The following is a 20,242-nucleotide window of genomic DNA, read 5'->3' on the forward strand; positions in this document are numbered from 1 at the left end:
TCTGGCTCTGGCTCTGGCTCTTCAGATTCTGATCCACGACTCTCAAATTGCAAGCCCTCATCTTCCAGTTCAGCTAACAGTTCATCTGCCAGTGCGTCCTGTTCCGAGGGCACGGCATGATTCACTTCTTCGGTCGCAAGCGCATCATCTTCACTTGGCACCTCAAGAGAGGCATCGTCTGATAAGTCATCAGGCTGTAATCTGGCATCCGCCAGTTCCTCGGCTTCGAGCTCAGCAAGTAGCTCATCAGATAAAGAATCGAGCTTACCTTCCTCCGCTTCTAACTCGGCGAGTAACTCGTCACTAAGGGTATCGCCTTCGTCTTCTGGCAGAATTGCCTCATCCTCAGAGGCGTCCAATTCTGCCTGATGGAGGTTATCATCCACAACATCCGTTTGTAATTCAGCAATCAATTCATCCGACAGCGGATCCACAAATTCTTCTGCATTTTCAATATCATCGACATCAATTTCTTCTAAATCTTCACTGAAGCTGTCTAAGTCCTGAATGGCCTGCGGCGAAGGTGTTGCATCTGTCGTAATCTCTTCTTCTTCGTCATCACCCAACATATCGGCCATTTGATCAAGCTGATCCATTTCACCGAGGATGTTATCCGTAAGTCGGTCTAACTCTTGATTTTGGTCGTGTATTTCCCGATCAATTTTTTCCAGCATCTCAGCGTTAACATCGCCGTCAGCCACAGGCTCTGCTTCGTCGTCAGGCTGGTTTTCTGCCAGTAAATCATCAATGTTAATCTCCGGGACTTCATCCTCATCATCAACTGGCGAGTCAAACTCTGCCAGGATGTCGTCCGGATCCGCGTTTTCATCATTGTCAACTTCCGCTTCGTCAACATCTGGCGTCTCGGGCTCGGCGGCGTTTTCTGCCAACAGTGCATCGATATCCATGTCGTCAGGCTCTGCTTCAGTTTCATCGGCTGGCGTTTCTTCTTGTGAAGCCGAAAGAATGGCGTCAATATCGTCCTCTGCCACCGCGGTATTATCGTCGTCGCTGGTGGTTTCGGCTTCATTTTCGCCGCTGTCTTCAAAAGACGCTTCTGACAAGTCTATCCCCTGAAGGCTTTCATCCGTTTCCTCGTCTATCAAGCTGTCGTCTGAAAGTGACTCATCCTCAAACAAACTGTCCAGGTCACCTTGACCCAGTTCTGACTCTCCATCTTCAAACGCAAAGTCGTCGTCTGGTACCAACATGTCATCATCGAGATCAGCAAAGCTTTCAAGATCTTCATCCAGTGCTTCTTCCAATTCATCCGAGAGCACGTCGTCAAGAAGTTCATCGTCGTTGAAGAGTTCGTCACCGGACAGTTCAGGAGTGTCGTCCAACCCAGTGGCGGCAACGGCTGCCGCTTGTGTTACCGGAGCCGTATCAGCGGTTGTGACGGGAGCAACGGGCTGTACCGGATCTTGCTGTTGTTGGGTGCTTCGCTTGAGTAACCAGGTAACTAAGCCCCCCACTAATAGCAAGGTTAGCAAACCGGAACCTATAATGAGGCTGACAGGCTGCGTCAGGGTGTTCATTAACGAGGATTCTTTAGCAGCTTCCCGTTCGGCTTGTTCTTGTAACATCATATCGAGCAACTGGCGTTGCAAGGCAGTTTGCTCATCCATCTGATTCTGCACGTCGCCTTCCACCTGGTCGCGAAGGGAAGCTAAATCTTCATTTACCTTCTCTATCCGGGAATAGAGTTTACGGTTTTCATCAAGTATGGCCTGAACGTTTTCAAGAGAGGCGGCAAACTGCGTTCTCAATTCGTCAAACTGCTGAGTTTGCTGTGTATCTAAGCGAGTGATTTTGTCTTCAATTGCACCCCGTGTGGAGCTCAAGTCTTGCTGATTCACAAGCGGAACCGGCGGCTTGAGATTGGCCACTGTCGATCCAGGCCTATTCGCCAAGCGGGCAAACGCGGCATCATCTTGCTCAGCCCGCTGTTTTGCGCGCTGCGCATCTATGCGAGCAACAAAGCGCTCTGAAGGCAATTTTAAGATCGCGCCGTCTACCAGTAAGTTGAGATTTTGTTCTTCAAAAGCAGTAGGGTTAAGTTCATAAATGGCCACCATTACCTGATACACGGTGAGGTTTTTATTTTGACGGTAGCGATCGGCAATACGCCATAGGGTATCGTTGTCATCAATAGGACCATAAACACTACCAGCGTACTGATCAGTGGCATTTTTAGGGCCTCTTATGGACGTTTCCCTTTCCTGCGCTTCTACAGTTACGGGTATTGCAACCAGTAACAACAAAAAGATGAGCAAGCCCGTCAAATGCAATTTCATAGCGTTCCTATATGCCCTCAAGGATTCCACTGGCTAAGAGCGGAAGACAAAAGTAGCCGGGTTTTGTCAGAGAACAAGCCCGCTGACGCACCGCTACCTGTTATTGTTATTAATCTCAAAATCGTAAATTTATGTGTTTGTGTTGGCGTACCTGCACGCGCAACCCTTTAGCGTCAGAAAACTGTCACACGCTGAACCAAACATTACTTTAACCGGGAGCATGCAAAGAACACTCCACTATGGAAAAGTCAGCCATGACTAACAAAACTATAAACCAGTTAGTTAAAACTGGCTAGAAAAAGCCATAGCCCTTTGTAAACTAAAACATATCACTACGTATCGGCCAACGCGGGAATAAGTTTACTCTTCCATTAATGCGGACTCACAGGAAGTCCTTTACCAATACTTCGGCAATTTGAATGCTGTTTGTTGCAGCGCCCTTGCGCACATTGTCCGACACCACCCATAAATTGAGACCGCTGGGATGGGAGATATCATCGCGAATACGCCCCACGTGAACCCAGTCATTACCACTTGCACTTGACACCTGCGTAGGAAAGTCCTCCCGAGCTTCATAGACTTTAATACCCGGTGCAGACGAAAGTAACTGACGCGTCTGTTCAGCGTCAATTGGCATGCGGGTTTCTAAGTGAATGGATTCCCCATGACCATAAAACACCGGAACTCTCACGGCAGTAGCGTTAACCATCACGTCACTGTCACACAGTATTTTCTGAGTTTCCCACACCATTTTCATTTCTTCTTTGGTATAGTCGTTATCGGTAAACTCATCAATTTGTGGAATGCAATTAAAAGCAATTTGGCGGCTAAATGCCTCGTTGGTCACTGGGCGGGTATTCAGCAAATTAGCGGTTTGCAATGCCAGTTCTTCCATCGCAGATTTGCCTGCACCAGAAACAGATTGATACGTACTGACGTTAATCCGCTCAATGCCTGCCGCTTCGTGAATAGGTTTAAGCGCCAGTAACATTTGAATAGTAGAGCAGTTAGGGTTTGCAATGATATTGCGATTGCGAAAATCCGCCAGAGCAAAACCATTAACCTCTGGAATAACCAATGGCACATCGGGCTCATATCGGAATGTCGATGTGTTGTCGATAACGACACAGCCGGCTTCGGCAGCCAACGGCGCGAATTTAGCTGAAATTTCACCACCCGCAGAAAAGAACGCTAACTGCACCAAGCTCCAGTCAAAATCCTCCGCATTGAGGACTTCTATTTCTTCCCCTTTGAAAGTGACGGTAGTGCCCGCCGAACGTTCGCTGGCAAGAGGGAACAATTCTCCAACCGGGAAGTGACGCTCTTCGAGCAATTCAATCATGGTTTGTCCAACCAACCCTGTGGCGCCTAATACGGCCACGTTAAATGCCTGAGACATGGTGTTATTCTCCAAAAGCCTCGGCTGATGCGCTGCCATCAACCGTTTAAATTAATTCGAGAGTGAAGCCTAATTCGCTTAGTTGACGGGTTATACCCGCCGATACTGGCGATGCTAGCCGCAATACATGTGCTGCGTTTTCCCGACGCTCCGGGTAATTTTTCCGCAGCGCTAAAAAACCAGCCTTAGTGGTATCTCTTCTAAATAGTGCATCATCTTTCGCGATGTCATACACCCCCAACAAAAGATTTGACAGCTCATCCCAGTCCATGGCCTCTGCTGTGGCACCAGAAGGAGCAAACCGACGGGCCGGAGGTTGGCTGAGAAAATCGTCCAGTGATAACTGAACCGGCTTACCCGCCACTTCACAAATATGCTCATAGGCCATTTGTGTGCCCCTGAGTTTGCCTTCTACGGTATGTCCGGCAATGTGGGGAGTCGCTAACCAAACGAGGGGCAACAGCGTCTGATTGATCTGCGGCTCCTGCCAGTACACATCCAAGACTACAGTTGGCGCATTTGCCGCCGTTAACCGCAACAACAATGCCTGCTCGTCAATCACTTCTCCCCGGCAGGCATTAATGAGTAATTGGGAGGCTTTCATTTCAGCCAGCCGGTGTCGGTCAATTAGATGCTCTGTGGCATGGGGACCATCTTGCACATAGGGCACATGCAGAGTAATAACATCGCATGTCATAATATCGTCCATCTCGACGAAATATCTGCTGTCCCCTTGCTCCTGCAGCGGTGGGTCGCACAGTTTAAAAGCTATATCGAGGGCGCGCAATTTTTCTGTCAGCACCGTCCCTACGTGACCTGCACCAACAACGCCCACGGTAATGCGGCTTAAATCCACTTTACCCGCTCTGTGTGCAAGCATTAACACGCTGATAACGTACTCGGCCACGGCGACAGCATTGCAACCGCCAGCAGAGCGCCAGGGAATGCCTTTGTTACTCAGCGCCCTACGGTCCAGATGATTAGTACCAGCAGTTGCTGTGGTAACCAGCTTTAGTTCTGACGCTTGGGCCAGCAGTTCACTATCCACCTTGGTAGTAGACCTTACAGCCAGGTAGTCTACCCCTTTCAGATCTCCGGCGCTCAGTGCCGGTCCATGGAAAGAAGATGCGTCACCAAGCTGTGAAAAATATGCCTCCCCCTGAGGGATACTCTCTTCAAATAATATTCGTGTCATTCGGCGTGTCGTGGAGGGTTGATTTGGCGCGTATAATACTGGATGCAACTGCATTTCACAAAAAACACGCCCGCGAAACATGATGTTTCCCGGGCGTGTTTTTTGTTAAAGCTCCAACGAACCTGGAATTAACCGTTGTATCGTTGCATTACCAATGTAGCGTTTGTTCCACCAAAGCCAAAACTGTTCGACATAATGGTATTTAACGTAGCTTCCCGTGTCTCGGTTACGATATCCAAACCAGCGGCGGCCTCATCAAGTGTTTCCACATTGATAGACGGCGCGATGAAATTGTTTTTCATCATCAATAAGCTGTATATGGCTTCATTTACACCTGCCGCACCTAACGCATGGCCCGTCAGCGACTTAGTCGCACTAATGGGCACAGCTGATGATCCGAACACCTCTTGAATAGCCGCCAACTCTTTGACATCACCCACCGGTGTGGAGGTACCATGGGTATTTAAGTAATCGATTGGCGCTGTAACATTTTGCATTGCCATTTTCATACACCGCACTGCGCCTTCACCTGAAGGAGCCACCATATCGTGCCCGTCAGATGTCGCACCATAACCGACGACTTCGCCATAGATGGTTGCCCCGCGAGCCAGCGCGTGTTCAAGCTCTTCAACGACAACCATTCCGCCACCACCAGAACTGACAAACCCGTCCCGGTTAGCGTCATAAGTGCGCGACGCTACGGCAGGATTGTCGTTGTATTTAGATGACAACGCCCCCATGGCATCGAATTGACTGGACAGTGTCCAGTGCAGTTCTTCACCACCACCAGCAAATACCACATCCTGTTTGCCTAACTGAATAAGTTCAAGTGCATTGCCGATACAGTGAGCACTGGTTGCACAGGCCGAAGCGATTGAATAGTTTACGCCCTTTATCTTGAAGGGCGTAGCTAAACATGCAGACACAGTGGACGCCATACAGCGAGGAACCATATATGGCCCCATGCGCTTGACGCCTTTTTCCCGCAAAATATCCGCTGACAAAACCTGATTCATTGAGCTTGCGCCGCCTGAACCAGCGATGATGCCCGTACGTTCGTTGGAAATATCTTTTTCTTCCAGGCCTGAGTCGGCAATAGCCTGCTGCATAGCAACATAAGCATACGCAGCAGCATCGCCCATAAAGCGCATAACTTTCCGGTCGATATGCTCTGACAAGTCAATATCAATATTGCCCCATACCTGGCTGCGTAATTTCATTTCTGCAAATTGTTCAGAAAATGTAATCCCTGACTTACCAGCGCGCAATGACGCCAGTACTTCCTGCTGATTGATACCGATACTGGACACAATGCCCAAACCGGTAATAACTGCTCTTCTCATAGTGTACCCTTTATAGTATTGGGGCATATGTTAACGATTTTCATCGCCAAACTGGTCTGCTCTTTTTACCCATTTTCAACCTTTCAAACAGTACCTAACGATGACTTCATCGTTGAAACAATCGATGAATAGTTCGACACCGGTTAATAAACCAGCGTTCAATTCATCGTTAACTTTGCTCACTGTACCATGCAAGGTATTATCTCCCAACCACAGACTGACCTTAATGAAACCGTGAAACCACAGCACGCGCAAGTCCATTTTAACGAGCAGGGTACACCTGTTGCTGATCATTTTGATGACGTTTACTTTTCAAACGACAGTGGCATTCACGAAACGCGACATGTATTCATCGACGGAAACGATTTACCCCATCGCTGGCTCAACCACACCCGCAGGGATTTTATCATTGCCGAAACCGGGTTTGGTACAGGCCTGAATTGTTTAGTAGTTATGGATGCGTTTAAACAGTTTCGCCAACAAAATCCCACACATCCACTGAAACGCCTTTACGTTTTAAGCACTGAGAAATTTCCACTGGGTAAACGGGATTTACAGCAGGCACTCACTGCATTTTCCGAACTGACTGAGCCCGCATCAATGTTGCTGGCCCAGTATCCTATTGCTATTGAAGGATGCCACCGTCTACACTTTGATGCCTATGCGACAACCTTGGATTTATGGATAGGCGATGTTCACACTGTTTTGCCTCAGTGGCACGTTCCTGAGCACGGGCTTGTGGACGCTTGGTTTCTCGATGGCTTTGCGCCGAGTAAAAATCCTGACATGTGGACAGACGCATTATTTTCACAAATGGGCAGGGTATCCCGTCAGGGTTGTACCCTTGGCACATTTACCGCTGCCGGCGTGGTAAAGCGCGGTTTGCAAAACGCCGGCTTTGCGATCCAGAAACGCAAGGGTTTTGGGCGCAAGCGTGACATGTTGAGCGGACGCTATGAGGGTGAAGTCACACCATTAAATGCCCCTCCCTACGCTCGCTTTACTGGCGATCCAGTAAACGAACATCACAGGGTGGGTATTATTGGTGGAGGGATGGCCGCAGCAATGACTGCCCGGGCACTAGCCAAACACGGTGTCGCCAGTACCCTATTGTGCGCGGATAGCGAATTAGCTGCTGGCGCATCTGGAAACCCGCGAGGAGGGTTTTATCCGCAACTTCACAGTGAAGCCAGTCATGCCAGTATGTTACAAGCACATGGTTTCACATATGCCAGGCGCTACTACGATGAGGTATCAGCCCCATTTGATCACCAATGGTGCGGCGTATTGCAGTTGTGTTTCAATGATAAAGTACGGGTTCGCCAGGAAAAGCTTATCGCCAACGATATTTGGCCAACCTCGTTAATTTGTGCCCTTGACAGAGAAACCACGAATGCACTGGCTGGACTGCCCATTGACACCCAAAGCTTGTACATTCCTTTGGGCGGATGGATTTCTCCGCCACAACTGGTCCAAGCCCTGGTTCGCGAAGCGGAGCATTTTACAGAAGTGCGCTATAACACTCGAGTAACAGGCATTACCGAGGTTGAAAATGGCGTTCGGGTGTCCACCGAAGAATACGAAGATACTTTCGATTACGTCGTAATCGCCACTGGCGCTGGCTCTGTACACATGAACGCATTGGATTGTCTTCCCATGCGCCCGGTTCGGGGCCAGGTCGAAGCCATTCCTGCTTCACTCGAATCAATAAAATTAAAAGCGGTGTTGTGCCACAAGGGCTACATGACACCAGCAGAAGCTGAACGTCATGCACTTGGCTCGACGTACACTAAGAACGATCTCGGATGTGATGTCAGGGTTGAAGATACACAAACAAACTTAGCCACCCACTACCGCGCCCTTCCGCAGGCGAGCTGGCTGAAAACTCTCTCCAATGATGGCACGGCTCGAGGCTCTGTGCGACTAGCATTACCCGACCATCAGCCCGCTGTTGGCCAGGTCCTGCCCGTATCTGCACTGACCCGCCGCTACAAAGGCCTTGCCAGCGGCAAACCGCTAAGCTCACAGCCTACAATTCCTCCCAGTAAGGTATTTACGCTAACAGGCTTAGGGTCTAGGGGTCTCACGACCGCACCGTTAATGGCAGAAGTTTTGGCGGCGCAATTAACACACACACCATTGCCATTGAGTGAAACGCTGTTGCAGGCCGTGTCGCCAATTAGATTTGCAATAAGAGCGTGTATCAGAGGAGAAGCGCTTCGAGCTGACCTTGATGGAGATGGTTAATCACAACAAATAATTCAGCCCGAAGCTCGCTACACTAAACGGAGCTTGTTTAAGTATAAACGAAAATAACTAAATAGCCATATAGGCTTTAGTCTAATTGGCGATTATTTTGAACAGATAGAGAGAGCCTGTTTAATTGTGTCACTATGAACGCTGGGATCAACAAACTGGTACTGGCAACAACTTGTTTATTTTGTGTTGAGACAATGCGCGCGTTTACCCTGACTCCTCTTGCTTCTTCGATAAGAGTACCAGTAAGGAGGTGATCCATATGCATTTTTCTCGCCAATTTGTCCCCTTCCCGCCCCATAGCAATGTCACCATAGGGCGTGATAACCAGATCGTCTGTCACCTTAAAGTCAACGACTCCGAGACCGTATTGCTGAAGCTCTGCAATTAACAGTTCCGAAAGCTGATTTCCCATAACGGTAGGCTCCTGAAGAGAGCGATTCAAGCGGACAAAGCTAGTAACACCGATGAGATCCTTGCGGCTCATCGAGCTGGCATTATCCATCAACTGCATGGCAAGCTGAGAAGCATAATCAGCAAGGCCTTTGTGAGTTCGGTCAGGCTGATAGCCTGTGACAAGCGGATCCTGCCAACTACCCTGAACCGGGGCCTGGACTGCGTTTATACGGTCTTGCGAATCCGGTTGGTAAGACAAACCGCGCTCTGCCATCAACTGTGTCGTCACTGGCTGCATCGTCGCTTGCTGCTCAATCTCTTCATCGTCCATCACCGCATGAAATTGCTCATCAAGGGCCTGACACCCCACAAGCATTGTCATTACGAGCAGTGTAAGGAGTAACGAGTTGCGTTTCGTCATAGACTTACCCTCGTGTCAACTTAACGCCGTCTCGCATTCCACCTTTGCCATTGCTGTCACTTGGAATAAGTGCGTCCACTACGTAGAAGGGAATAAGCAGTTGCGCTGATGCAACCACTGCCCGGCTTTCAATACCTAATATGCGCGCGTTTACCAACACGCCGCCCTGATGCTTAGCCATTGTGCCGGTTAGTACGTACTCGATAGGCAGACTGCTGTTTAAATCGAGGTAGTCACGACTTAAAAGAAAATCGCCTTTTTCAGTTACGCGAATGTAATCTGTTGCTTTGTAGTCTACTACGGGTATACGGTATTTGTGGAGTTCGTGGATAAACGACTCAGCCATTTGGTGCCCGAGTAAATTGGTTTCCTGTAAATCGGAGTCGAGCATAGCGAAGTTGGTAACCGCAACCGGAGTTTTATTGGTCACATACTCCATGTTTGAAATAAGATCCTGGGCCATGTTCTTAACGTAATCACCCACGTGCTTTGTCAGCGGTCGCCCCTGATAAGCACCCTGAACACTGCTGTACAACTGTGGCTGAGCCATCGCTCCAAAATTATCCGGCTCATCTTCGACATCCGACTCTACCGGCGCGCGCTCTTCAGCCCGTATGTCCATAACATTCATGACGGGTTCTACCGGCCTTTGTTCAGCAGCGTCTGCTGATTCTTCCTGCCACATCGCACAGCCAGACAATACCGTCACTGCGATCAACGCCGTCACCCACTTAACCTGAAAATGCATTGTCATCCCCCTACCCTTTTACTCTGTAAAGACGCCCGTTGCGCGACGTTACTTTTTCCGCGTTCCAAAACAACCCTTCCGGGAAGAACCGGGTAGCCGCTGCAACCACATCCTTCGTTCTGGCGTTGACGATTCTGGCGTTAACCATGGCGCCGGCTTGCTGGCGCACAATAGTACCCGTAATGTAAAAATCCACCCGTTCAATACCGGGAAGCTGATCAATATCTCGGGTGAGAACACGATCTGCTGACTCACTGATAATTATATCGTCCGTCATTTTAAACTCTTGAGCGGTATAACCCCGTTTTGTTGCTTCCGTTATAAGTCCTTCTTCGAGTTGATGTCCCAACATCATCAGTGGATCCTGCATCTCTGGGGCAAACTTAAGGGAATCTGCAGGGACAAAACCCACGATCGCGTATTTCGCCTGACGGGATGGTCGAAGCTGAGCAAACAGCTCATTGGCCAACACATAGGTGTGGTATTCCATGTTACCGAGGGCCGGCAACGCCATATTTTCCTGTTGCATGACTGCAGTTGGAGGTTCACTAGCACAACTGGATAGCAGGCATGAACCTATCACTGTTGTCAGGGTCAAGCGCCTTGTTTTTGCCTGTCTGTGTGTCATAAAACCAGTCCATTCCCGATAGTATTTACGTCTATGTCAATTGCTATCGCAATTTTCATACCACATATTACCGTCAAGGAACTGCCAGAGAAACAGCGAACGACTGTTACCTATAACGGAAAAAAGCAAGGAAAAAGCGGCAACGAAATGCCGCTTTTCTCTTAATCCTGTTTTGCAGAGGAAAGAAGGTGCTGCCACAGCAATATTACGCTTTGCTGATCAGCTTCATCGAGTTCTTGGTTATCAAAAGCAGAAGTCAGGCTGCCCCTCATGGCTTCATCAAGACTAGCTATGGAGGCGTCAGGATCCATCTCCAGTTGCCTTGCAACAACGGCAAAATGGCCTTGCAGATAACTGGCAATGAAAAGCTCATCATCGCTTCCCTGATCAACCACGCTGTCCAGCGCGGCTTCGATTTTGCCAATACTATGGATAAACGCAGATGTGGCTGCCGCCGGATAATGCATATACTTTATTCCTGTCAAGTTGCCGGGTACAAGACCTTGTCACGGTACCCGGTGATAACTGAAAAATAGCCAGTCAGCGCTTCATCCAGTTCAGTATCGCCGGTGTCCAAGCGCAACGGTCTGCCGTCTAACGCTCGGAGTTTCGCTTTTGTCGCCACTATCAACATCTCATCTTTGCTGAGTTGACGCAAAAAAGTCGGTGATAATTGCTGATTCCCCCGGCCAAAAATATGCCCTTGCCCACCGATCAAGGTAATAACGAGTTTGCAAGGTTTGTTTGCTGTAATGTCGAGAAGTTGCCGGGCCGTCACGTCGGTGGCAATAACCGATCCTCCCTGAACCACATCAACTCCAAGTAACGTATTCTGTAATTGTTGGGACGCCATAATACCAGCAACGGTAGAGCCGGACCCCATGACAAAAAGCGTATTAGGCTCTTCATTCATAATATCCTGAATGTGGGCAGCAATGTCATCGAGTACCAGTTCATCGCTCTCTTTGCCCCCCATTTTCACAGCCTGAACATAGCCGAGCTCATCGGGTACACGCATCTCACCGAAGGATTTGGCCAGCACCCGCCCAGCTCGAAACGCATCTTCGTCTATGTCACGTACTTCAGCGTCGACCTCACTAACGAGTTCACCTTTTACCATCATGGCCACAACTTCACCCGCCGCAGGTGGTGTGACGGCATACACTCCTGAGTGGATTTTACATCCAGCGGGGACGCCAAGCACGGGAAGGCTGTTTTTGATCACGCGACACACGTTTCGGGCTGTGCCATCTCCGCCGGCAAACAACAATAAATCGACGCCAACTTTGCGAATGGCATTTACAGCTGCTTCGGTGTCTTCACCTTCTGTTTGCGCGCGAGGCGGGGTGTACACCACAGTGTGGGAAAATCCCAGTAAACGAGAAATGTCCTCTCCCATGGCCCCTGTAGCTGTATAAATGTGTATTTGCGCATTTAGGGGAATTAACTTTTCCAACGCCCTTGCCATTTTTTTTTCAGCCAGCAACTCTGCCCCCGCCTGTAACGCTTGAGTGCGAATTGCTTCGCCATCACTGCCCTTCAGCGCAAGAGCACCACCAATTCCAGAATACGGATTGACCACCAAACCAAGTTTGAACGCACTCATGAAAGTTCAGCCTCTGCGAGTACTCGCGTAATGTGTGGGGTTTTAAAATGCCCGTGCAATTGGGTCAACAGTAATTGCGCTCGATAGGGAAACCCTTCAATACAATAAGCTAATAATTGCTTGTGTACTGTGCGGGTAAAACTTTCTCTGTTAGGCTCTGCGCCGTTTAAGTTATCTGTGCTGACGCGAAAGCGACGCCCTGAAGCAAGCGTAAACGCCCATTCCAGTGCCTGAGGTTTCACTTCAACCTGTTCGAATGCCCGTTGCTGTTGTGCATCACGCCCATCAGGGCAATACCAATAACCATAGTCCTCCTGTAAACGTCGCGCGGGCCCAGCAATACACCAGTGTGCGATTTCGTGCAGTGCACTGGCGTAAAAACCGTGCGCAAACACAATTTGGTGGTATGGCGTGTGTTGATTTGCTGGCAGATAAACAGGTTCATCATCACCGCGAACAAGCCGCGTGTTATATTTCTCGAAAAATACGCGATGGAAAAGTGCAATAAGTGCATCTACGTCGGCGTCGGTATCGATACCAGGAGGATGTTCTTTAGCGAGGTTTAACGGTTTTGCGACATTCATTTACAATCAAAGGTTTCCGTACAGGTAAGCGGCAACTAAGCCACCCAGCTTATTGAAGCCGCATAGTACCAAAAAGCCTTTTGTCAGGACAACTTCGGAAGCGTACTGTGGTAAACGTCACGTCTGTCCCCTAATGAAATAGCGCAAGTACTTAAAACAAACAGATATTGTGTTTGAGAGCTTGTAGAAGGTTTGTTAATTTGAAAACCCTGTACTTGCTCGCGAACAGTAACTGATGATAAAACTGTTCGCAGAGCTATTCGATGTAGACCAGGACAACACTTTACCCCATGTCTGACTGCTTATTGCCCCCCATAAAATGGCGGCGTCCGAATCCCTTTGTGGATCTTTGGTGCATCGCCAGACAAGAGATAGATCATTATCGTCACGTTAATAACGTAGCTTACCTCTCTCGCGTTGAATCGCTAGCGTGGAAGCACAGTAATCATTTAGGGCTGCACTTCGCCGATTACCAACAAGCCGGTAAAGGCATGGTTATACGTCGTCACGAGCTGGATTATTTGCTCCCGGCCCACCTGGGCGACACGCTGGCCTGCGCAACTTGGATAACTGGCTGCCACAAGTCTCTTACACTCACCCGGGAATTTCAGTTTGTCTGCATCCAGCGACTGAAAACCGTATTCTCTGCCCATACTCAATTCGTATGCGTAAGCCTGGAAAGCGGTACGCCGACAAGAATGCCCGCGACCTTTAAGGAAATTTACGGCAAGGCTGTATGCTGCCCATGAAAAACGTGTTGCTATTCTCACTCATCATCTCCGTTGGTTTAAACGGTTGGCTGATATATCAGTTACACCAACAGTATGACGTCGTTGGCGAAGATGGCTACGCTGCACAAACTGACGTCGCTGAACAGCGTCTGCTCTCTGCAGGGAAAAGAGAACCCACGACCCCGGGCGAAGACACCCGGAACAAGCTTCCACTGCCCGTGCTAAGTGCCCAGCTAAAGGGTTGGTTTAACACGAATGACCCCCGGTTTTACAGTGCGCTTACAGAAGCACTCCGAGCCTACCCGGACAACTGGGATTTACTGTTACTTGAAGCTGAGTGGGTTAAACGGGAGTCGACCCTAAGTGACGCCATTATTCAGTACTATAAAATTCTGGAGAAAGGACCTCCCTTTGAATTACAAACATCGATTAACACAACGATAAATACGTTACTCGAAGAGGCGATCCAGAAATTGCGTCTCGCCGGAGATTGGGAAACACTGGCCGTGTTTATTGAACCTTTATACCAGTTTCTCCCCGACAATCGCATACTGACCATACAACTGGCCGACGCTTACGGAAAACAAAGTAAGTTCACATTGATGGAAAACGTATTGGCATCGCTGCCCGACGACGATATTAACGCTGCGCGTGTCAGAAAAGCCGCCTACGCTACACCTGCGTTTACACCGCCTGCGACTCCTGACATAGAGCGTCGGGTTTCAAACAGTGCTTATACAATGGCCGTTACCCGTCAGGGTGATCATTTCTTAGCACCAATTTCATTAAATACGTACAGCACTTCGCTTCTCATCGATACTGGTGCGTCTGTAACCAGTGTTACTTTTGACGTATTCAAACACTTGCGGCGCTCTGGAGGGATAAAAAACCTGGGTAGGTTTACTGTCAACACGGCTGGGGGACAGGTAGAAGCCACCATGATACTGCTGGAAAACGTAGATTTTGGACCTCATAGCCTTAAAAATGTTGCAATCATGGTGATGCCGGAAAACACTCTAGAGGGTACAGATGGCTTGTTGGGCATGAATATATTACGACGCTTCGACTTCCACTTAGATCAGCGCAACAGCGTTTTGCTGCTAAACACTATTCACTGACAATACGACAAGTCCACGAGTGACGCCTCAACAATATTAAAAGAAATACTAGAATCAGCGAGACATTACGTAAGTATTTGTCTAAATTAGATCCAGAGAAGCACTGCAAAGCGAACCATACTCACCCGCAGTATAGCTAAAACGACCATTAACAGCATCGTCTATTGTCATTCAAGGAAAAAAGTGAATCGTAAGCCAGCCCAAGCTGATAGCCAATATGTTAATCAGATAAAACAACTCATTGATTTGGTCGAGCCTGCGGAATCGGGCATGACGTCAGTGATCATGTATGCTAAACGCTATTTTACGCTTACTCCCCCGATGAAAAGTCACGCTACTGAATTGGCTGCAGAATTGCGACAAATGGTAAAGGAAAAAGCCGACGATAAAGACATCCTTGCCATAAGGAAAAAATATGACGACATTATCGAGCGGCTCCACAACGAGCATTTTGAGCGACAGAAAATCATACGAGATATCGTCGGACGTCTTGTCTTACTGTGCGAGGGTGATACCTGGGAAGAAACCCAGCAAAACAGCGCAAAGTTTTTGGGCTGTATAGTAATGATGACCCGTGGAAACGGAGGAACCTATCAAAAACTTCACCAACGCCTTAAACCGCTTTACAAAGCGGTTTTGGCGTTGCGCTTGACGGATAAACTTCTGACAGATGGCACAGTATCACATTCTTATTTAGGTGAGTTTTCCCATCTGGCCGACCGATATGACAGTGATGCACGAAAACAGGAGTGGCTGGAACACATTGCTTGCCCAGTGATCGTGGCCGCCGTTTTACAAGACATTGGTTTACACCATCCTGACGCCATCATCATTCTAAATGGCGATAACAAGCGCAAAGACCCCTTTCGCATGCTTGACGAAACCGATAGAAAAGCCCTGTTAAAAACCAACTATCAAGCCACGCTCACATTCGCTAAGAACGGAATATCACTCGCTTCTTTGGACGAAGATGTCGTCGATGAGGGCATGGTCAAAAAGGCAGAAGCTTTTCTGCTAGAAATGCTTCAGGATACGTTTACCGGCAAGTCTGGCATTGGTGATATTATTAAAATCCCGCAAGTTTATGCGTCCATCGTACTTTCTACTAAACCGGGTTACAGCCGTCTTGACTTACCAAAAGGTTACATAATAATCGAGCAGATGGCTAAGCGAGGAAACGTGAATAGCCGATTGGCAGAACACTTTATTAGTTTAGTAGGTTACTTCCCTCAAGGCTTCGGGGTGTGCTTTATTCCGGTGAATGAAAAAGGTGTCGAAAAAGATCAGTACGAATACGCTATAGTTTCGCAACTCAACCCCGCAAAACCAGTCAGTCCGGTGTGTCGTATTGTTACGAGAAATCTGACCTACATAACTAACGGTAAAGATGAGACTATACCGAAAGAGCGCAATCTTTTTTTCACTGCTGCGAAACAAAAGCTCATGAGAATAGACCGCTCTCGTCTTATCGAAATCATGGGCCAAATGACAAATAACTTTAACGAAGACGATCTGGACAAAGTTATACCGGCTTTCTGGGAACCATCTGACTTTTTCTCAGACAAGCGCCATCAGTCCGCTTGGAAAAAGTAGACCTTGTGCTTTCTTCTCAACAGGGCTCTTAGGGGCCGATTGATTAGAGACCGTCGCCGCGTCTAACTAACTCATATAAGCATTCGATACACATTATTTTAGCGAGTGTAAACCTATCATGTTCCCCTCGGTATCATGTATCAGGGCAATAAAGCCGTATTGCCCTATAGAGAACTTTTCACGTATAACGCCGGCACCTGCCGCTTTCGCTCGAGTAAATTCGACAGCACAATCGTCACAGGAAAAATACACCAAAGTACCATTGCCTCCTGGTGCCATTTCACTCATTTTTACCAACGCTCCACTGCTTCCGTACGTCGCCATATCCGAGGGAAAACCCAGCATTTGCACACCACTGTCGCTTGGGTCTGTGATAGGTTCCAACTTCACCTTAAACACCTGTTCGTAAAACGCCGCGGCCCGGTGTAAATCATCGACGTATATTTCAAACCAACCTACAGGATTCATCTTAGCTCCGTTAATCGCACACTTGTAACTGACCAATTATTAACCTACTACAGGTTCAACAAACAAAAAAGGAATATTCCCTAGGCAACATCAAAGGAGGTAAAAAAGAAGCGATTAATAGCAGGTTTAGAGGTATAGAGGTATAGAGGTAAATTACACAAAACAAAGAGGCCCGGCTTGCTGCCTCTTTGTTTATGGGCTGGAGTTCAATCAACCAAATCTTTAGGCATGTCTTCCCGAATCTGATCCCAAACTTTACCCGACTCAATTCCGTATTCGCGGATCACAGTGGGGACCTTCTCGAATTGCCCGTTTTCAGCCACATTTAATAGTTTACTATAAAAGTTTTTTGCCACATCACGGGCCGCCTGATCGGCGAAATAGTAGCCGCCAATACGAGAGTACAACCCCCGGAATCCATTCATCATTAGTACAAATACTTTGTTTCCACTGGCCAGTGCAAGATCGTGATTAAGCTGATAGTCAAAGTGAGCAAACACTTTGCCATCTTCTTCCAGATGCTTATATCTGGAAATGATTTCGATGGAAGATTCTGGGTTATTTTTGATAGCAGCGCGAATAAAAACTGCGCTCAAATTCGTCCTCGCAGCAAGCAGATTATCAACGAGTTCAGGAATACCCGCTTGGTCTAATCTAGCCAGCGTTTCAAGTATATTCAAGCCGCAAGTTTCCCAGAAATTATTAACTTTCGTGGGCTTACCGTGTTGAATGGTTAGCCATCCATCTCTCGCCAGACGCTGCAACACTTCTCTGAGTGTCGTTCTGGTTACTCCGATAAGTTCAGACAGCTCGCGTTCGGCTGGCAAAATTGTGCCGGGAGGAAACCTGCCACTCCAAATGGACTCAACGATGTACTCCTCGGCAAAACCTGCTGGACTCTGGGCTTTATAGATCATTTGACTCGCCTGAATATGCTTATTATTGTCGAACTGATTGTACCAGATACATTTTCATTAACACAAACAATATATCGGCTTTACCCTCAGATAGCTATGGCGATGACTAAGAAAGCTAAAATAATGCAACCGTTTAAAAAACGAGGGAAATCATCCCTCGCAATGATGCTATTAGTGATTACGTGCACGGTTACTTTTTATATCGTGCAAAACGTCGGGCAACATTACTCGGATTAGGTTTAACTGTTATTCCTCCGCGCCATTTAACTACAACGAGTAGTGTAGGAAAAATAAAGAGCTGTACCCAAACAAGATAATCAGGGTACCGTTGAATTTACGGTGCTTTGCAACGCCAAAGTACAAAAGGTTATGAATATGGGCGTCGCTTTACTACATTTCATGCTGTACGCTTAAGCCTAAGTACACGTTCAAATCCAGATAAATCGCCCGGGACAAGGAAACCAAAATGCGACTAACCACAACCGCCGCTGTACTGACGTGCTTAACAGCATGCAGTGGAGAAGTACCAAACGAACAAAACAATGCTTCCGATAGCCAACAGTCTACTACCAATTTGAATGTGACGTTTGACGTACTTTTCGGCGGCACAGACGTTGGCGATTTAGTTATTGCCGACAACGGGACTAAAATGTCGGTAGAGTACGGTTTTAGCAATAATGGTCGAGGTGCAACGAGTGCCGAAACATTGCTTCTATCTGAAACCGGCGTGCCAGTAAGTTGGAGCATCACAGGCAAAACGACTTTTGGCAATGACGTAGACGAATATTTTGAAATTGTGGACGGGAAAGCAACGTGGCAGTCAGCCGCGGGAACTGGACAGGTTAGTCACGATGATAATCCGCTTTACATCGCTCAGGATCCTAGCCCGTATGCATACTATGTGTATGCAAAAACCGTTTTAGATGCAGGTGGAAAGCCCTATCCTGCCCTGCCGGCCGGCGAAGTATCCGTGACAGCAAAACGTCAAGTTAATTTAACCGGCAATAACGGCGAAATGACTGCCACCGTATACGCTGTGGGCGGCATCGATCTCGACCCAACCTACGTGTTGATGGACAGTGAACAAGCATTCTTGGGCGTGCTATGGCCAAACGCAGCAATATTGTCTAAAAACCTCACAGGTGAAGACAAACGATTGCGTGCGTTGGCCGCTACGTTGAATAGTGAACGATTTGAAAACATTGCAACAAATGTTACCCATACGTACGATCATCCGGTTCGCATCAATAACGTACGCATATTTAACCCGTCCCTGCTAGCGCTGTCTCCACCAGCATCGGTGGTTGTCACTGGCGATACCATTACCGCCGTGGAACCGGTTCAATCTGCATATACCGATGCTGAAGTGGTCATCGATGGCAAAGGCGGTACCTTAGTAGCGGGGCTTTACGACATGCATGGACATGTTGGCGATGATCAAGCGCTATTGAATGTGTTGGCAGGTGTAACGGGTATCCGTGATATGGGTAACGAAGATGAGGTATTAAACGCGCTTATTAAAAAAATCGACGATGGTGTGCTCATTGGTCCCAGGATCACCAAGAGCGGCTTTATAGAAGGAAAAAGTGAGTACAGCGCCGCTACAGGCGAACTGGTTACGAGTAAAGAAGAGGCCCTTGCGCAAGTGCGCAACTACGCTGAGAAAGGTTATTGGCAAATTAAGATTTACAATTCAATGAATGGTGAGTGGGTACCGGACATTGTTACTGAAGCACACAAATTAGGCCTAAGAGTTGCGGGCCATATACCTGCATTCTACCGTGCTGATCAAATGATTGAAGGGGGCTATGACGAACTCACGCATATTAACCAAATCATGCTAGGTTGGGTGCTTGCGCCAGAAGAAGACACACGGACACTATTTAGAATTACAGGTATGAAACGCTTTGTCGACTTAGATTTATCCAGTGATAAAGTCACACACACACTGGATCTCATGGTCGAAAATAATGTCGTTCACGATCCGACGGTCGTTATCCATGAATATGCCATGACCGGACGGAACGGCGTAACAAACAGGGCTGTTGTCGACTACATTGACCACATGCCCATAAGTGTGCAACGAAGTGCAAAGTCCGCCATGTTAAATGTTGCCGATGACACTGAAGACGCCGCCTACCTTGCAGCTTTTGACAAAATCATGTCAACCCTGTCGTCAATGCATGAGCGCGGCATCATGTTGGTCCCCGGTACAGATATGGGCGGAGCGTTCTATCTTCACCGCGAACTAGAGCTATTCGAAAAAATAGGAATGAATCCGGCAGAAGTATTAAAACGAGCCTCTTTTGACATGGCGCAGTACTTGGGCCATGACGACTACGGCATCATTGAAGCAGGTAAAAAAGCAGATTTCTTCCTCGTCCCAGGTGACCCTACCCGCGATCTGAAAGCCATAAAAACTATTTCAATGGTAACCACCAAAGGCAAGTTTTACTTTCCCACAGAGGTTTATCCTGAATTCGGTATTCGCCCGTTTACTGACATCCCCAGTGTCACTGTTCCACCTATAAAGACACAATGA

Annotated in this window: 17 protein-coding genes; 5 read left to right on the forward strand and 12 right to left on the reverse strand. The window is 48.0% G+C overall.

Going from position 1 to position 20,242, the window contains the following annotated elements; all coding sequences use genetic code 11:
• The 4 genes from KO518_RS16010 to fabB form a co-directional block, all read right to left on the reverse strand.
• The coding region (locus tag KO518_RS16010; protein WP_305855279.1) for a FimV/HubP family polar landmark protein at positions 1-2,297 on the reverse strand (2,297 nt) is incomplete at its 3' end.
• 382 nt (positions 2,298-2,679) lie between these two features.
• The gene (locus tag KO518_RS16015) at positions 2,680-3,696 is read right to left on the reverse strand and encodes an aspartate-semialdehyde dehydrogenase (protein WP_216026787.1); all 1,017 of its coding nucleotides are present in this window, start codon (positions 3,694-3,696) and stop codon (positions 2,680-2,682) included.
• A 46-nt stretch (positions 3,697-3,742) separates the two neighbouring features.
• The gene (locus KO518_RS16020) at positions 3,743-4,891 is read right to left on the reverse strand and encodes a 4-phosphoerythronate dehydrogenase (protein WP_216026788.1); all 1,149 of its coding nucleotides are present in this window, start codon (positions 4,889-4,891) and stop codon (positions 3,743-3,745) included.
• Positions 4,892-5,019: 128 nt separating this feature from the next.
• The gene (gene fabB / locus KO518_RS16025) at positions 5,020-6,234 is read right to left on the reverse strand and encodes a beta-ketoacyl-ACP synthase I (RefSeq protein ID WP_216026789.1); all 1,215 of its coding nucleotides are present in this window, start codon (positions 6,232-6,234) and stop codon (positions 5,020-5,022) included.
• Between the two features lie 234 nt (positions 6,235-6,468).
• Here fabB and mnmC point away from each other — a divergent pair, with 234 nt between their 5' ends.
• Positions 6,469-8,481: a bifunctional tRNA (5-methylaminomethyl-2-thiouridine)(34)-methyltransferase MnmD/FAD-dependent 5-carboxymethylaminomethyl-2-thiouridine(34) oxidoreductase MnmC gene (gene mnmC, locus KO518_RS16030; protein ID WP_216026790.1), complete on the forward strand. Its 2,013-nt coding sequence runs from the start codon at positions 6,469-6,471 to the stop codon at positions 8,479-8,481.
• An 88-nt stretch (positions 8,482-8,569) separates the two neighbouring features.
• Here the strand turns inward: mnmC and KO518_RS16035 are convergent, their stop codons facing one another.
• From KO518_RS16035 to KO518_RS16060, 6 genes are all read right to left on the reverse strand, one after another.
• Positions 8,570-9,307, reverse strand: a complete 738-nt coding sequence (locus tag KO518_RS16035; protein ID WP_252736150.1) for a FlgO family outer membrane protein — start codon at positions 9,305-9,307, stop codon at positions 8,570-8,572.
• 4 nt (positions 9,308-9,311) lie between these two features.
• Positions 9,312-10,055, reverse strand: coding sequence for a FlgO family outer membrane protein (locus tag KO518_RS16040; protein WP_216026791.1), 744 nt, complete (start codon positions 10,053-10,055; stop codon positions 9,312-9,314).
• Positions 10,056-10,065: 10 nt separating this feature from the next.
• Positions 10,066-10,683 carry a FlgO family outer membrane protein gene (locus KO518_RS16045; protein WP_216026792.1) on the reverse strand — a complete coding sequence of 206 codons (618 nt, stop codon included), beginning with the start codon at positions 10,681-10,683 and terminating at the stop codon, positions 10,066-10,068.
• 161 nt (positions 10,684-10,844) lie between these two features.
• Positions 10,845-11,150, reverse strand: a complete 306-nt coding sequence (locus KO518_RS16050) for a YfcL family protein (RefSeq protein ID WP_216026793.1) — start codon at positions 11,148-11,150, stop codon at positions 10,845-10,847.
• Between the two features lie 14 nt (positions 11,151-11,164).
• Positions 11,165-12,289, reverse strand: a complete 1,125-nt coding sequence (locus KO518_RS16055; RefSeq protein WP_216026794.1) for an ATP-NAD kinase family protein — start codon at positions 12,287-12,289, stop codon at positions 11,165-11,167.
• A complete protein-coding gene (locus KO518_RS16060) occupies positions 12,286-12,873 on the reverse strand; it encodes an elongation factor P hydroxylase (protein ID WP_216026795.1) in 588 nt (195 codons plus the stop codon). The genes KO518_RS16055 and KO518_RS16060 overlap by 4 nt, the downstream gene beginning before the upstream one ends.
• Before the next feature lie 290 nt (positions 12,874-13,163).
• Here KO518_RS16060 and KO518_RS16065 point away from each other — a divergent pair, with 290 nt between their 5' ends.
• The 3 genes from KO518_RS16065 (at position 13,164) to KO518_RS16075 (ending at position 16,315) form a co-directional block, all read left to right on the forward strand.
• Complete coding sequence (locus KO518_RS16065) at positions 13,164-13,622, forward strand: thioesterase family protein (RefSeq protein WP_216026796.1); 459 nt, start codon at positions 13,164-13,166, stop codon at positions 13,620-13,622.
• Positions 13,610-14,722 carry a TIGR02281 family clan AA aspartic protease gene (locus KO518_RS16070; protein ID WP_216026797.1) on the forward strand — a complete coding sequence of 371 codons (1,113 nt, stop codon included), beginning with the start codon at positions 13,610-13,612 and terminating at the stop codon, positions 14,720-14,722. The genes KO518_RS16065 and KO518_RS16070 overlap by 13 nt, the downstream gene beginning before the upstream one ends.
• Before the next feature lie 183 nt (positions 14,723-14,905).
• On the forward strand, positions 14,906-16,315 hold the full coding sequence (locus KO518_RS16075; RefSeq protein WP_216026798.1) for a hypothetical protein: 1,410 nt from the start codon (positions 14,906-14,908) through the stop codon (positions 16,313-16,315).
• Between the two features lie 93 nt (positions 16,316-16,408).
• Here the strand turns inward: KO518_RS16075 and KO518_RS16080 are convergent, their stop codons facing one another.
• Together KO518_RS16080 and fadR are read right to left on the reverse strand one after the other, a co-directional pair.
• The gene (locus KO518_RS16080; RefSeq protein WP_216026799.1) at positions 16,409-16,783 is read right to left on the reverse strand and encodes a VOC family protein; all 375 of its coding nucleotides are present in this window, start codon (positions 16,781-16,783) and stop codon (positions 16,409-16,411) included.
• 206 nt (positions 16,784-16,989) lie between these two features.
• A complete protein-coding gene (fadR, locus tag KO518_RS16085) occupies positions 16,990-17,700 on the reverse strand; it encodes a fatty acid metabolism transcriptional regulator FadR (RefSeq protein WP_216026800.1) in 711 nt (236 codons plus the stop codon).
• A 466-nt stretch (positions 17,701-18,166) separates the two neighbouring features.
• Here fadR and KO518_RS16090 point away from each other — a divergent pair, with 466 nt between their 5' ends.
• A complete protein-coding gene (locus KO518_RS16090; protein ID WP_216026801.1) occupies positions 18,167-20,242 on the forward strand; it encodes an amidohydrolase family protein in 2,076 nt (691 codons plus the stop codon).

The sequence above is a fragment of the Aestuariibacter sp. A3R04 genome (genome assembly GCF_018860805.1).
In the GTDB taxonomy this organism is placed as follows: domain Bacteria; phylum Pseudomonadota; class Gammaproteobacteria; order Enterobacterales; family Alteromonadaceae; genus Alteromonas.

Excerpts from the sequence above, each read along its gene's own strand:
- KO518_RS16065 (WP_216026796.1), top strand. The coding sequence starts at position 13,164 with ATGTCTGACTGCTTATTGCCCCCCATAAAATGGCGGCGTCCGAATCCC.
- KO518_RS16045 (WP_216026792.1), bottom strand. The coding sequence starts at position 10,683 with ATGACACACAGACAGGCAAAAACAAGGCGCTTGACCCTGACAACAGTG.
- KO518_RS16050 (WP_216026793.1), bottom strand. The coding sequence starts at position 11,150 with ATGCATTATCCGGCGGCAGCCACATCTGCGTTTATCCATAGTATTGGC.
- KO518_RS16020 (WP_216026788.1), bottom strand. The coding sequence starts at position 4,891 with ATGACACGAATATTATTTGAAGAGAGTATCCCTCAGGGGGAGGCATAT.
- KO518_RS16035 (WP_252736150.1), bottom strand. The coding sequence starts at position 9,307 with ATGACGAAACGCAACTCGTTACTCCTTACACTGCTCGTAATGACAATG.
- KO518_RS16060 (WP_216026795.1), bottom strand. The coding sequence starts at position 12,873 with ATGAATGTCGCAAAACCGTTAAACCTCGCTAAAGAACATCCTCCTGGT.
- fadR (WP_216026800.1), bottom strand. The coding sequence starts at position 17,700 with ATGATCTATAAAGCCCAGAGTCCAGCAGGTTTTGCCGAGGAGTACATC.
- KO518_RS16015 (WP_216026787.1), bottom strand. The coding sequence starts at position 3,696 with ATGTCTCAGGCATTTAACGTGGCCGTATTAGGCGCCACAGGGTTGGTT.
- KO518_RS16090 (WP_216026801.1), top strand. The coding sequence starts at position 18,167 with ATGCGACTAACCACAACCGCCGCTGTACTGACGTGCTTAACAGCATGC.
- KO518_RS16055 (WP_216026794.1), bottom strand. The coding sequence starts at position 12,289 with ATGAGTGCGTTCAAACTTGGTTTGGTGGTCAATCCGTATTCTGGAATT.
- KO518_RS16070 (WP_216026797.1), top strand. The coding sequence starts at position 13,610 with ATGCTGCCCATGAAAAACGTGTTGCTATTCTCACTCATCATCTCCGTT.
- KO518_RS16040 (WP_216026791.1), bottom strand. The coding sequence starts at position 10,055 with ATGCATTTTCAGGTTAAGTGGGTGACGGCGTTGATCGCAGTGACGGTA.
- KO518_RS16080 (WP_216026799.1), bottom strand. The coding sequence starts at position 16,783 with ATGAATCCTGTAGGTTGGTTTGAAATATACGTCGATGATTTACACCGG.
- fabB (WP_216026789.1), bottom strand. The coding sequence starts at position 6,234 with ATGAGAAGAGCAGTTATTACCGGTTTGGGCATTGTGTCCAGTATCGGT.